The sequence below is a fragment of the Emticicia sp. 17c genome (assembly GCF_037153985.1).
Classification (GTDB): Bacteria; Bacteroidota; Bacteroidia; order Cytophagales; family Spirosomataceae; genus Emticicia.
On the sequence record NZ_JBBAYI010000001.1, the window covers coordinates 224,650 to 237,156 of the forward strand.

General features: G+C 37.5%; 12 protein-coding genes. 7 read left to right on the top strand and 5 right to left on the bottom strand.

Annotated elements, in window-relative coordinates; all coding sequences use genetic code 11:
• Positions 1-78: 78 nt before the first annotated feature.
• Positions 79-1,023, bottom strand: a complete 945-nt coding sequence (mdh, locus tag WAA15_RS00990; RefSeq protein WP_337040484.1) for a malate dehydrogenase — start codon at positions 1,021-1,023, stop codon at positions 79-81.
• 346 nt (positions 1,024-1,369) lie between these two features.
• Between mdh and WAA15_RS00995 the strand changes: the two genes are divergently transcribed.
• The 3 genes from WAA15_RS00995 (at position 1,370) to WAA15_RS01005 (ending at position 2,904) form a co-directional block, all read left to right on the top strand.
• On the top strand, positions 1,370-1,801 hold the full coding sequence (locus WAA15_RS00995) for a YkvA family protein (protein WP_337040485.1): 432 nt from the start codon (positions 1,370-1,372) through the stop codon (positions 1,799-1,801).
• 91 nt (positions 1,802-1,892) lie between these two features.
• The gene (locus tag WAA15_RS01000; RefSeq protein ID WP_337040487.1) at positions 1,893-2,069 is read left to right on the top strand and encodes a Sec-independent protein translocase subunit TatA/TatB; all 177 of its coding nucleotides are present in this window, start codon (positions 1,893-1,895) and stop codon (positions 2,067-2,069) included.
• A gap of 544 nt (positions 2,070-2,613) precedes the next feature.
• Positions 2,614-2,904 (top strand): hypothetical protein, encoded by a 291-nt coding sequence (locus tag WAA15_RS01005; RefSeq protein WP_337040488.1) that lies wholly within the window; start codon positions 2,614-2,616, stop codon positions 2,902-2,904.
• A gap of 57 nt (positions 2,905-2,961) precedes the next feature.
• Here WAA15_RS01005 and WAA15_RS01010 read toward each other — a convergent pair whose 3' ends face one another.
• Positions 2,962-3,576, bottom strand: a complete 615-nt coding sequence (locus tag WAA15_RS01010; RefSeq protein WP_337040489.1) for an IMPACT family protein — start codon at positions 3,574-3,576, stop codon at positions 2,962-2,964.
• A gap of 169 nt (positions 3,577-3,745) precedes the next feature.
• Here WAA15_RS01010 and clpB point away from each other — a divergent pair, with 169 nt between their 5' ends.
• Both clpB and WAA15_RS01020 read left to right on the top strand, forming a co-directional pair.
• Entirely contained in the window at positions 3,746-6,364 is a 2,619-nt protein-coding gene (gene clpB / locus WAA15_RS01015) for an ATP-dependent chaperone ClpB (protein ID WP_337040490.1), read from the top strand.
• Between the two features lie 279 nt (positions 6,365-6,643).
• Complete coding sequence (locus tag WAA15_RS01020; RefSeq protein ID WP_337040491.1) at positions 6,644-7,027, top strand: hypothetical protein; 384 nt, start codon at positions 6,644-6,646, stop codon at positions 7,025-7,027.
• A gap of 45 nt (positions 7,028-7,072) precedes the next feature.
• Here the strand turns inward: WAA15_RS01020 and WAA15_RS01025 are convergent, their stop codons facing one another.
• Positions 7,073-8,050 carry a bifunctional helix-turn-helix transcriptional regulator/GNAT family N-acetyltransferase gene (locus WAA15_RS01025; RefSeq protein WP_337040492.1) on the bottom strand — a complete coding sequence of 326 codons (978 nt, stop codon included), beginning with the start codon at positions 8,048-8,050 and terminating at the stop codon, positions 7,073-7,075.
• 84 nt (positions 8,051-8,134) lie between these two features.
• On the opposite strand from WAA15_RS01025, the gene WAA15_RS01030 reads away from it, so the two are divergent.
• Complete coding sequence (locus WAA15_RS01030; RefSeq protein ID WP_337040493.1) at positions 8,135-8,647, top strand: GNAT family N-acetyltransferase; 513 nt, start codon at positions 8,135-8,137, stop codon at positions 8,645-8,647.
• 3 nt (positions 8,648-8,650) lie between these two features.
• Here WAA15_RS01030 and WAA15_RS01035 read toward each other — a convergent pair whose 3' ends face one another.
• Both WAA15_RS01035 and WAA15_RS01040 read right to left on the bottom strand, forming a co-directional pair.
• On the bottom strand, positions 8,651-9,223 hold the full coding sequence (locus WAA15_RS01035; RefSeq protein WP_337040494.1) for a pentapeptide repeat-containing protein: 573 nt from the start codon (positions 9,221-9,223) through the stop codon (positions 8,651-8,653).
• 7 nt (positions 9,224-9,230) lie between these two features.
• Positions 9,231-9,980: a TrmH family RNA methyltransferase gene (locus tag WAA15_RS01040; protein ID WP_337040495.1), complete on the bottom strand. Its 750-nt coding sequence runs from the start codon at positions 9,978-9,980 to the stop codon at positions 9,231-9,233.
• Between the two features lie 14 nt (positions 9,981-9,994).
• Here WAA15_RS01040 and tamL point away from each other — a divergent pair, with 14 nt between their 5' ends.
• Positions 9,995-12,505: a translocation and assembly module lipoprotein TamL gene (gene tamL / locus WAA15_RS01045; RefSeq protein WP_337040496.1), complete on the top strand. Its 2,511-nt coding sequence runs from the start codon at positions 9,995-9,997 to the stop codon at positions 12,503-12,505.
• Positions 12,506-12,507 lie beyond the last annotated feature (2 nt).

The window sequence follows — 12,507 nt, forward strand, 5'->3', positions numbered from 1 at the left end:
GGTCAGATTATAGAAAAGAAAAATCTCGCAGATGTTTCGCTACGAGATTTCCCCTTAAAATAAGAATACCCTTAAGGCTTACAGGCTCAAGGTACTTAAAACGCTGTTCATGCTTCTTACTGCATCAGCCGATTTAGCAAAGGCCGCTTGCTCTTCTTTGTTGAGGCGGTAATTAATGATTTTTTCCCAGCCATTTCTGCCAATTACTACCGGAACACCCATACAAATGTCTTTTTGGCCATACTCACCATTTAAGGCTACCGAAGCCGGAATTACACGTTTTTCGTCACGTACAATGGCTTCAACCATCGAGCAGGCTGCAATACCCGGAGCATACCAAGCCGAAGTACCCAACAATTTGGTTAAAGTTGCACCACCTACCATAGTATCAGCAGCAACTTTATCAAGTGTTTCTTTAGATAAAGAACGACTTACCGGAATACCATTCCAAGTTGCAAGGCGGGTAAGAGGAATCATTGTGGTATCGCCATGGCCTCCGATAACAGTTGCATGAAGGTCATTCTGAGAAACACCCATGGCTTGTGATAAAAAGTAACGGAAACGAGATGAGTCTAACGCTCCGCCCATACCAATTACACGTTTTTTGTTAACACCCAACGACTGTGCAACCTGCAAGGCAAGGTAAGTCATGGTATCCATCGGGTTTGATACAATCAATAAAATGGCTTTAGGCGAGTGTGTAAGAATTTGAGTAACAACTCCTTTTACAATACCTGCATTAATACCGATAAGCTCTTCGCGAGTCATGCCGGGTTTACGTGGTAAACCTGAAGTAATCACTACTACATCAGACTTGGCTGTTTTGGCGTAGTCGTTAGTTGACCCAATAATTTTGGTGTCAAAACCTTCCAGAGAAGCCGTTTGCATCAAGTCCATTGCTTTTCCTTCTGCTACTCCTTCTTTGATGTCTAACAATACTACTTCGTCAACAATCTGTTTGCGAGCGATGTTATCGGCGGTGGTTGCTCCTACGGCACCTGCACCAACTACGGTTACTTTCATTTGATAATAATACCCCTAATCCGTATCTAACGGAGCTTATTGGTTAGAAACATATCATGCATTGGGGTAAAATTTATTGACATGAAGTTTCATAAATATTTTAAATAAAATAATGTAATAATTGAACCACAAACTTAAGTATATAATTTTATTATTATTTTATATAAATATAATGTAATTAAGCTGGTGGCCTGATACTTACTCAGAATTTTAGCCCAAATTTATTGGACAAAACTAATATAATACAAGGTTTTTTAGTGTTTTTTTTGCATTTTTTCCGAGCGCACCACTTTTTTTTAATTTTTTTTCGTTTATTAAGTAAATTATCAGCTTTATAAAAACATAGATGGCATCAGACTCACAAAACTTGCTTGCGAAAGTATTAGAATCAGCGTTTTACAGAAGTGCATTAAGAAAAGCCCCCAGACTAGCTAAAAATGCCGAAAGCCTGCTTAAACTTTTACGAAATGCGCTTGTCAAAGTACAAGAGTTAGGTGTTGGTGGAGTGTTTGATGTGCTCCGTGAAAAAATCACCTTATTGGGAAGCCTGTTAAAGGCTTATGCCGTAGGAGAATATAGAGATATAGAAATACAGAATTTATTGAAAATCATTGCGGGTTTTATTTATTTTATTTCTCCCATTGATTTGTTGCCCGATATATTGCCGTACGTTGGTTTTGCCGACGACGTAGCTTTACTGATGTTTATTGTTAAAAACATTGGTAATGAACTAGAAAAATTTGAACAATGGAAGAGAACAGTCCCTCAATCTAATTAAAGGATTTAAGAGGAATTTAATTTTTAATTTTTCAGATTTTACTTATATTTGTGATAGAATTTTTGTAGTAAACATTTAAACTTAATACGTCATGTTTGGTCTTGGAACAACAGAGATGGTTTTGATTTTGGTCGTTGTCCTTTTCTTCTTCGGAGCAAAAAAACTCCCTGAGTTAGCTCGTGGACTTGGAAGAGGTATCCGTGAATTCAAAGATGCTTCTCGCGAAGTAAGAGAAAATATCGAAAAGGCTGCTTCTGAAGAAAAATAATAATATTATCTCATTCAGCCCTAATCCAGAAAGACAATAGCATTCATGTTTTGTATGAATCGCTATTGTCTTTATTATTTTATAAGCCCTATAAAAGCTGCCAATTCCACGCCCTGTCTGCTATTTCTACGCTTTCAATAAAAAACTCGTTCACTTCTCTGCTGCTTCTTTTCTCAAATTTACTTTTCAGAATTTTACCATTTATTTGGTCTTATTTACTCAGGTGGCTTCAAGTTATGTAGTAACTCTTGAAACATCTTAATTAACTCTTGGAAAAGTTATATTATTTAATGCTTTAATAAGTTTAATCCGAAAGGTGTTTTTTTAGATATTTTAATTTTTATTATCTGCTATGCTATATTTTTAAACATGATTTTAGAGTTTTAGTAAAATATTTATTGTATTATTCTAATATTAAAAGATATATAATAAAGAATGTGGTCAGAATATTATTTGGAAATAATATATATAGCCAAAAATTATTCTAAAATACTTGACATATACATAATAAATATTTTAAATTTGTCCATCAAACAACAAAATCATGAGAAATAACATAGATAAAGAAACTTACACATGGACAATGAAGGTGTTCGGTCTTCTAGGAGTCCTACTTTTATTGGTAAATATTTTCCTTTTTTTCTCACAAAATCCAACCCATGCAATGGCATTTAAGTTTGCCAGCGCAGCCATGTGCTTGTTGTTAGCTGTTTCTGTATGGTTAAGAATGGAATATCTGAAAGTATTTAAAGTAGCGGTATACAAAGCACGTCGTGTGCCTATGTGGGCATCAATTGTAGTATTTGTAGCTGTTGCCTTCTCAAGACTCTTCTAACAAACTATAAATTAAATATCAAAATTAAGCAAGACTTTCCGTCTTGCTTTTTTTGTTTTAAAGGGTGTGCAGATAATTAGCAGAGGCACTATCAATTTTTTCAATTTTATTAAGCACCTGATTCAGAAGCGATTTTCTTACCTCTAAGGTAAGAGTACAGCGGTTATCATAAACCTGATTGCTTATCTTTAGAGAAAACTCTTTAATAATCTTCATCACATCATTCATTTGCTCAAAATCAAAACTCACTTCGTAGAGGTCATTTACAGTTTTTTCAACTACCTGTGCATTAGCCATAGCCTCTAAAGTAGCTGCTTTATAGGCATTAATTAGGCCCGGTACGCCAAGTAATGTGCCACCAAAATAGCGAACTACTACCACCAGTACATTGCTAATATCTTTTGATAACAAAACATTCAGTATTGGCCTGCCAGCCGAGCCTGCGGGTTCGCCATCATCATTTACCCTGAACTGGCTGCGGTCTGTTCCTAAACGGTAGGCATAACAATGATGATTGGCTTTTGGGTGTAGGCTTCTCAGTGTGTCGAGGTGCTGCTTTACCTCTTGTTCCTGATGTAACGGGTAAGCAAACGCCAGAAACTTACTGCCTCTGTCTTTAAATAAGCCCTCGGCTGGCTTGGCAATGGTTTTATAGGTGTCGTCAAAAAGCATATTCCAGAAATAAATGCCAAAAATGCTAAAAATATAAGAGTAATGCCGTGAATCTGCCTTTTTGTCTCATGAAATTTGAAGAAAATAGTGTTTTTCTGTCAATTTTTCCGAAAATGCTCTGTTCGCATATTTTTTGTAGATGTATAAACAATTACAAAATTTTTGAACTATGAACTTTAATCAATATACCATAAAGGCTCAGGAGATTATCCAGAAGGCTGTTCAGATTGCGCAGGGTAATATGCAGCAAGCTGTTGAAACCGGGCATTTATTAAAGGCTTTGTTAGAAGAAGATGCCAATACGTCATCGTTTCTTTTAAACAAGTTAAATGTCAACCAGAATATTTTCAAGAAACGTCTGGAAGATATTGTAAATGCTTATCCTAAAGTAAGTGGCGCACAGCCCTATTTAGGCAACGACCTCTCGGCTGCCTTAGCAAAGTCACAAACTTATCTAAAAGAATTTAACGACCAGTTTATTAGTGTCGAACTTCTTTATCTGGGATTAATTGCCGGAAAAGATTCTGTGGCAAACCTGATGAAAGAAGTCGGCTTTAAAGAAAAAGAACTAAAATCCACCATACAAGAACTTAGAGGAAAAAATAACCCCGTGAAAGACCAAAACGCAGAAAACACTTACCAAGCCCTTGCACGTTATAGCAAAAATCTGAATGATTTGGCTAGGCAAGGCAAAATTGACCCTGTAATCGGGCGTGATGACGAAATTCGTCGTGTGTTACAGATTTTATCACGCCGTACCAAAAATAACCCTATTCTGTTAGGTGAGCCAGGGGTTGGTAAAACGGCTATTGTTGAAGGGCTTGCGCAAAGAATCGTATCAGGCGATGTGCCAGAAAACCTTAAATCTAAAACCATTGTATCGCTCGATATGGGTTTGTTGATTGCCGGTGCAAAATATAAAGGTGAATTCGAGGAACGTCTGAAAGCTGTTATCAAGGAAGTAACAGACTCAGAAGGGGAGATGGTCTTGTTCATTGACGAAATTCATACCCTTATTGGTGCAGGTGCTGGTGGCGAAGGAGCAATGGATGCCGCAAACTTACTGAAACCGGCCCTTTCGCGCGGGGAGCTTCATACCATAGGCGCAACCACCTTGAATGAGTATCAGAAATACATTGAAAAAGATAAAGCCCTTGAACGACGTTTTCAGGCCGTAATGGTTGATGAACCAACTGTGACGGATGCCATTTCGATTCTGAGAGGGATTAAAGAAAAATATGAGGTGCATCATGGCGTCAGGATTCAGGACGATGCCGTAATTGCAGCAGTAGAATTGTCAGACAGGTATATTTCAGACCGTTTTTTGCCCGATAAAGCAATTGACTTGATGGATGAAGCGGCTTCAAAATTACGCCTCGAGATGGATTCAGTTCCTGAAGAACTCGACGAACTGAACCGTAGAACCATGCAATTAGAAATTGAGCGTGAGGCAATTCGAAGAGAAAATAATAAAGACAAAGAAAGCATTCTGAATAAAGAAATTGCCGACCTCAACGAAAGACGTAACGAGTTAAAGGCAAAATGGGAAAACGAGAAAAAATCAATCAATGAACTACGTTCGTTGAAAGAACAAATCGAACAACTGAAATTAGAAGCCGAACAAGCCGAGCGGGCAGGAGATTATGGAAAAGTAGCCGAAATTCGGTATGGTAAGTTAGTTGAAGCCAATAATCAGTTAAATGCTATACAAAAACAGGCCGACAACACACAGGCCACTCTTTTACATGAGGAGGTGTCTGCCGAAAATATTGCTGAGGTTGTAGCTAAATGGACGGGTATTCCGGTGGCTAAAATGCTTCAGAGCGAACGTGAAAAATTATTGCATCTGGAAACCGAGCTACACAACAGGGTGGCAGGTCAAGACGAGGCCATTCAGGTAGTAGCCGATGCTGTACGTCGTTCACGTGCAGGGCTGCAAGACCCTAAACGTCCTATTGGTAGTTTCTTGTTTCTGGGGCCTACTGGTGTTGGTAAAACAGAATTAGCGAAGGCGCTAGCTGAGTATCTGTTTAATGACGATAACGCACTGGTCAGAATAGATATGAGTGAGTATCAGGAACGCCACGCTGTAAGCCGTTTGGTGGGGGCCCCTCCAGGATACGTTGGGTATGATGAAGGTGGACAGTTAACCGAGGCTATTCGTCGAAAACCTTATAGTGTAGTATTACTCGACGAAATAGAAAAGGCTCACCCAGACGTTTGGAATATTCTGTTGCAGGTGCTTGATGAAGGTCGCCTCACCGATAACAAAGGGCGTATAGCCAATTTCAAGAATACAATTATTATCATGACCTCAAACATGGGTAGTAATATTATTCAGGAAAAATTTGCAGAAAACGAAGGTTGGAATTACCACCTTATTCTGGAAGAAGCTAAAAATGCCGTTCTCGACCAATTGAAGGCTTATGTAAGGCCAGAGTTTTTGAACCGTATTGATGAAATTGTCTTGTTTGAGCCTTTAACCAAACAAAATTTACGCAAAATTATCAATATCCAGTTCAAGCAGATTCAGGCACGTGTAGCCGAACAAGGTATCACGCTTGAGGCTTCTGAAAGCGTACTCGAAAAACTGGGCGACGAAGGCTATGACCCAAGTTTTGGTGCCAGACCTTTGAAAAGAGTTTTACAACGTAAAATCTTGAATGAGCTTTCAAAAGAGATATTGGCTGGTAAGGTTCATAAAGACTCCGTAATTATGATGGAGCTAGACCACGACGGCGAAATTATTTTTGAAAATGTAGGAAGTGGAGCTTTTGAAATAGAATAGTAATAGATGGATTGATGATAATTGCCGTTGGAATATTTCAACGGCATTTTTTTTATTTATAGGGCCTTTCAGGTTATTGAACCTTATTTTTTGCCCAAAACTACCGGATAATCAAAAATTTTGGAATTAAATATTTTTTTCAGGATTTTTACAAAAGCCACTCCTGTTGTGAAACCGTTGGGTTATGTGGTGCAAGATAATCGGTCAATTTTATCAGGGAATTGGCACAGCTCCGAGCAAATTCATAAATAAAATTCAGTAAATAAAGACAACACTCCAATGAAAAAACACAAATTTCTGATTTTAGTATTTGCCATACTTTGTGGTTGTGCCAACTATGGCGAAAAGGTTTCATTTACCAATCTGGATGTTTTTTATAAAGATGGTGCTACGCGCGTTCAAGCCCAAAAACTAGGTGATTGGCTTATATCGGAAGGGTTTACAGAAGATGGCGGTAATAAAACCGTTCAGCTTGTAAAAAATGGCAATACCATGGTTTTTCGGATGGTTATAAAAAAAGGTCTTGAAAATGATGAAAAACTGATTGACTTAATGCGTGGCTTTTGCGATAGCCTTTCCGAAAATGTGTTTAACGGACAACGAGTGGAAATAAATTTATGCGATAAATATTTTGAAACCCTCAGAACAGTAGTGCAGTTATAACTATTATACTGCTTCTTTACTGGCATGATTAAAATACACAGATTGCTAAAGGGGCAATCTGTATATTTTAAGTTCAATACCTTTGGGTAAAATGTAATTATCAGGTACTGCATCATTGCTGATTAACTCAAAACCATTGCGTTCATAAAAACGATGAGCGGCATGAGTAACCAGCGGGGTATCCAGTAAAATTTCTTTAAAATTCTGCTTTCTGGCTTCCTGTAATAATATTTCAAATAATCGTTGAGCCAAACCGAGCGTTTTGCCCCTATATGCTTTCTTGATAAACATCTTTCTTAAAACGGCTTGAGTATCGTTTAGCCGTTCTAATCCTATCGTTCCAATTACCTCATCTTTTTTATTGAGAGCCACCCAAAGCCAATTCCCTTTGTCGTTATAAAATGCTTTCAGGTTGTGTAAATCGGGTTGTCTTTGTGCTGTTAGGCCTAAGCCAAATTCACCATTCTGAATCCCAAGCACCATGTCTTCCACCTGTTGCTGGTATTTCTCTTCAAAAAGCCGAATTTCAATTGAGAGGTTTCTCTGCTCTTCAAAAGTATCGTAATATTGCTTTTTGAAATCATTATTATCCAGAAAATGCTCAATTTCTTCTAGTGCTAGCAGGATATTCTGTTTTGATGCACGAATAACCTTCTCGTTGTTTTCTTTAAAACTTACCCACATTTCTTCTAATTGTGGTAAATTCTTCCATCCTTTTTCAGTTAGTTTTAAATGCCTTTTTCTGGCATCCAGCCCCGACTTCTCCGAAACTATCCACCCAGCTTTTTCCATTTCTTTTGCTAGCTGAATTACACCCGGATGGCTTATATGCAAGATTTCAGCAATTTCCATAATTCCTTTTTCACCTTCTTTGCTCAACAAATAAAACATGGGGAACCACTTTGATTCAAAATCAACACCTGAGTTTTTGTATATCTCCGAAACTGATTTCATCATCCGGTCGCTTAGCCTTTTCAAACGGCTACCTAGTGCCAAAGCACCTAAATCTGACATTAAATCCATAATATGTAATTGATTACGTAATTAGTTACGTAAATATTTGGAGAATAATTTTATAATGCAAATTTTTGTGAAAAAATAAAATTAATGGAAATAATAAACGCAACAATTGAAGACATAAATACCCTTATGGCACTTTATGATAGTGCTATTGCTCATCAGAAAGCTGTAAGTGATTTAGTATGGAAAGGTTTTGATAAAGCAATGGTTTTAAAAGAAATTGAAGAAAACCGCCAATGGAAAATAATTATTGAAGGTAATGTAGCCTGCGTGTTTATGACAGCTTTTAATGACCCCGCTATTTGGGACGAACGTAATAAAGACGCAGCTATTTATATTCATCGGATTTCGACTAATCCTGATTTCAGGGGTAGAGGCTTTGTAAAACGCATTACTAATTGGGCAATTGATTACGCGAAAGCTAACAGAATAGATTTTGTAAGGCTCGATACTTGGCAAGACAACCCCAAATTGCACCAGCTTTATTTAAACGCAGGATATACCTATATTGGCAGAAAAACTATGCTTCCGGCAGCAGACCTGCCTGTTCATTATTGGGGAACAACGCTAGGCTTATTTGAAATAAGGGTTGTAGAATAAATTTCAGCTTATTGCAATATCGTATTTATCCAACAATCCAGCCACGCCCTGTAAAGAAAATCTGGCTTTTTTTAGACGGTTCCTTTCAGGGTCAATCGAATAATTATAGGCAGTTCTGAAGTCGGCTTTTTCAAGGTTAGTGTTATTAAAATTAGCTCGTGCCAAATCGGTATTATCAAATATGGCATTGCTTAAATCAGCCTCCGAGAAATCTGCTTCATGAATAATACAATCTTTGAATCGGGTCTTTTTGAGGTTTAATTTCTGGAAAACAGAAAGACTTAACAGACAATTGTCGAAATTTACTTCAAACAGAAACGGATTACATTCATTGAAATGAACACCTAATAATTTGCATGATTTAAAGTGTATATTTTTGAAAGAAGTATTTTTGGTATGAGCCATACTCAGGTTACAGTCATTAAAAATACATTCCGAAAATATATAGCCCGATAAATGGATTTCAGCAAAGTTGCAATTACTGAAAGTACAGTTTTCGTATTCTCCTTTGGCTAGTTGTACAACAGTAAAATCTATTTTTTCAAAAGATTTATCCTCAAAATAAGAGCTATTCATAATCGTATTATTTTTTCCTCATTAAATTGTCTAAAACGATGGCAGTGGCTATACCTACATTTAACGATTCGGCTCCTCCAAATCTTGGAATAGTTACTTTATTGGTAATAAATTGCTCAACAACCTCACCAATGCCATTCGATTCGTTCCCCATCACAATGTAGCCGCCAGCCGGAAACCGGAACTCATGAAGGTTATCGCTATTCAGAAAAGTACCTATAATTGTTCCGCCTGATTCTTTGGTAACTGTTTCAAAATATTCTTTCAGATTCACATAATAGGTCTGTATTCTGGTAAACGAACCCATTGAGGCAGCAATTACTTTCGGGTTATAAAAATCAACAGTTGTATCAGAACATACAACTTTCTTTATGCCATACCAATCTGCAATGCGGAGAATCGTGCCCAAGTTACCCGGGTCTCGGATATCGTCAAGTACTAATACAAATTCTGCACTGGCTGCTTGCAAAGGAACATTAGGGTTCATTTTAACTACGGCTACGGCAGAATCGTTACTTTGAAGGGTACTTGTTTTTTCGAGTTCAGTTTGAGAAATTTGTTCAACCGATATTTTTTTTAATTTTTTTTCGTTTTCTTCAAAGAATTTAGAAGTACACAGCAACAACTCAATCTGAAAATCGGAATCAATTAATTCCAGAACACTTTTAGCTCCTTCTACTAAAAAAGCTTTGTGTTCTTGACGATATTTTTTTATTTGTAAGGATTGAACGTATTTTTGTTGCTGCTTTGAAAACATATTGATTTATATTTATGCGTTTTTCTTATTTATCACCAAAACATACAGGCCCTTCTAAAACACCAAGCAATGTTTTGTGTGATAAAATTAAATATCTGCCTTTACTTTTTTTACTATTCTTTTCTTGTGTTCGGAAGATAGAATTAAAGCCGGGCGAATACCGTTTACATAATCTGGCTTTCAAAGGTAATAAACAAATTTCAACTGAGGAATTAGAATACCTGATTCCGCCTACACAAAAACCAAATCGCCGACCGCTCAATTTGCCCATAACTCCGTATGTTGCTTTCTATAATTTAGGAAAAACTTTCTATAATAAAGAGAAAATCGAAAGCCGATGGAAAAAATGGACTTCACGCCTTGATGCGCTGCCTGTTCCTTTAGTGTATGATGCCGAAATTGAAAAGAAAAGAAAAAAGTACCAACGTAAGGCAAATATTTATAAGGAACGTCTGGAAACAAAAGAAAACTGGTGGATGAAAAATGTAGGCGAACCACCCGCAAAAATTACTGAATTTGCTATTAAACGTACTTCTGATAACATTCAGAAATACTTATATAACAAGGGCTTTTTTGATAATGTAGTTACGTATCAGATTGATACTGCCAATTCAAATAAAGGAATAAAAGTAACGTATCTGGTAGATGAAAAAAACGCATACCTAATAGATAGCATTACCTATGATATTAAAGATATAAAAGTCGATAGTATTATAAAAAAATCTCTTACGGCCAGTCTGATTAACACATCACAAAGAGTTGATATGAATAATATCAATCTGGAAAAAAGCAGAATGGAACTCGTCCTGAAAGATGAAGGATACTACAATTTTGTAGCCAAAAACTACATCAGTACCGAAATAGATACAACTGATTATATCAAAAAAAATTATAGAGTAAATATCAGAATGATTGTTCGGAATCCATCGCTGAAAAACCAGCACGAGCAGTTTCGTTTTGACTCCGTTAACTTTATATCTGCCGACCCCTCCAACGACAACACTGTACGTGGCGATACCACACAAACTACCTATAATGGTGTTAATTATACATTTATAGGCAAAAGGTTTCCTGCACGCTTGCTCGATAAAAAAATACTTATTCGTCCGGGGCAATTATTCAAAGTATCTTCCGTAAATGAAACCAATCGGCAACTCTATGGGCTCGACCAGTTTGCTTTTGCTAACATTCGTTTTACCCAATTGGCTGATAATAAGTTACGCACCGATATCATAGCCCCAACGAATCCGAAATATACGGCTGCTTATAATTTCGATGTTAATAACATTAACGGAATTCTGGGAGGTGGAGCCAACGTATCATTAAGAGCAAGAAATTTGCTTAGTGTACTTGAAACTACTGAACTTGGGCTAAGAGCTAATCTGGAAGGGCAACCCGGGCTTGATACTACCGTACAGCGAAGCCGCGAATTAGGGGCGAATCTGGCGTTTAATTTTCCGAAGATTATCTTCTTCAATAAAATATCAAATATATTAAGCCTTAAAAGCCCGCGCACACAGGTAGCTGTTAGTTATAACAATTCGTCACAGCAGTTGTATCGCCGTCAGGTTGTCAGGCTAACGGCCAATTACTCATGGCAACGGTCAAAATACGAAACTATCCAGATTTCTCCTTTTGACATAAACCTGATAAATACGCCCTATAAAAGTTTTGCTTTTGATTCCATCCTGACTTCCGAAGCCGCTAGGGGTAATAACCTGAAAGTGTTATTCGACCCTCAGTTTGTGTCAAGTATTAACGCCACATATATATTCAATAATCAGCAACAGGGTAAGAATGTACGTGCCAGATACCTTCGGATTTTTGTTGAGTCGGGCGGAACAACCCTTAATTTTTTCCCTGACAGAAATAAAATAAAGTTTATAGACCGCCTTTTTCCGTTAGATACCACTACTCAACGCGCTTATTTCAGGTTTATAAAGGTAAATGTTGATTTCAGAAAATATTACCCTATTAATAGCCGTGACTCTTGGGCGTATCGGGTTAATGTCGGAGTGGCTCATCCGTATGGCGATAATCAGGCATTGCCTTTTGAAAAGAACTTTTTTATAGGTGGGCCTAATAGCATAAGGGCTTGGCGGCCTCGGTCATTAGGGCCTGGTTCGGCTCAGGGTGTAACTGTGGGTAACCGTTTTTTTCAACAACCAGGAGACATTCTGCTTGAAGGAAGTGTGGAGTACCGGAAATATCTTTTCAGATTTATTGGCAACTGGAATGCAGGTTTATTTGTAGATGCAGGCAACGTTTGGAAATGGTACCAGATTACCTCTAAGTTTGATGAGGCCAATTTTGATTGGGGGCGTTTCTATAAAGAATTTGCCGTAGGTACTGGCGCAGGGATTCGTCTGGACTTAGATTACTTTATTGCACGTTTTGATTGGGGTGTGAAAGTAATAGACCCTTCCAGAGCAGAAGGTGACCGCTTTGTTTTGAATAAAACTAAACTCGGCCGGAACAATGACTATTATCCGGTTTTTCATTTCGCAATTGGTTATCCGTTCTAGAG

What these genes read in the sequence shown, in the direction of transcription:
- WAA15_RS01035 (WP_337040494.1), bottom strand. Translation starts at nt 9,223, where the DNA reads ATGAATAGCTCTTATTTTGAGGATAAATCTTTTGAAAAAATAGATTTT.
- clpB (WP_337040490.1), top strand. Translation starts at nt 3,746, where the DNA reads ATGAACTTTAATCAATATACCATAAAGGCTCAGGAGATTATCCAGAAG.
- WAA15_RS01040 (WP_337040495.1), bottom strand. Translation starts at nt 9,980, where the DNA reads ATGTTTTCAAAGCAGCAACAAAAATACGTTCAATCCTTACAAATAAAA.
- WAA15_RS01020 (WP_337040491.1), top strand. Translation starts at nt 6,644, where the DNA reads ATGAAAAAACACAAATTTCTGATTTTAGTATTTGCCATACTTTGTGGT.
- WAA15_RS00995 (WP_337040485.1), top strand. Translation starts at nt 1,370, where the DNA reads ATGGCATCAGACTCACAAAACTTGCTTGCGAAAGTATTAGAATCAGCG.
- WAA15_RS01030 (WP_337040493.1), top strand. Translation starts at nt 8,135, where the DNA reads ATGGAAATAATAAACGCAACAATTGAAGACATAAATACCCTTATGGCA.
- WAA15_RS01000 (WP_337040487.1), top strand. Translation starts at nt 1,893, where the DNA reads ATGTTTGGTCTTGGAACAACAGAGATGGTTTTGATTTTGGTCGTTGTC.
- WAA15_RS01010 (WP_337040489.1), bottom strand. Translation starts at nt 3,576, where the DNA reads ATGCTTTTTGACGACACCTATAAAACCATTGCCAAGCCAGCCGAGGGC.
- WAA15_RS01025 (WP_337040492.1), bottom strand. Translation starts at nt 8,050, where the DNA reads ATGGATTTAATGTCAGATTTAGGTGCTTTGGCACTAGGTAGCCGTTTG.
- mdh (WP_337040484.1), bottom strand. Translation starts at nt 1,023, where the DNA reads ATGAAAGTAACCGTAGTTGGTGCAGGTGCCGTAGGAGCAACCACCGCC.
- WAA15_RS01005 (WP_337040488.1), top strand. Translation starts at nt 2,614, where the DNA reads ATGAGAAATAACATAGATAAAGAAACTTACACATGGACAATGAAGGTG.
- tamL (WP_337040496.1), top strand. Translation starts at nt 9,995, where the DNA reads ATGCGTTTTTCTTATTTATCACCAAAACATACAGGCCCTTCTAAAACA.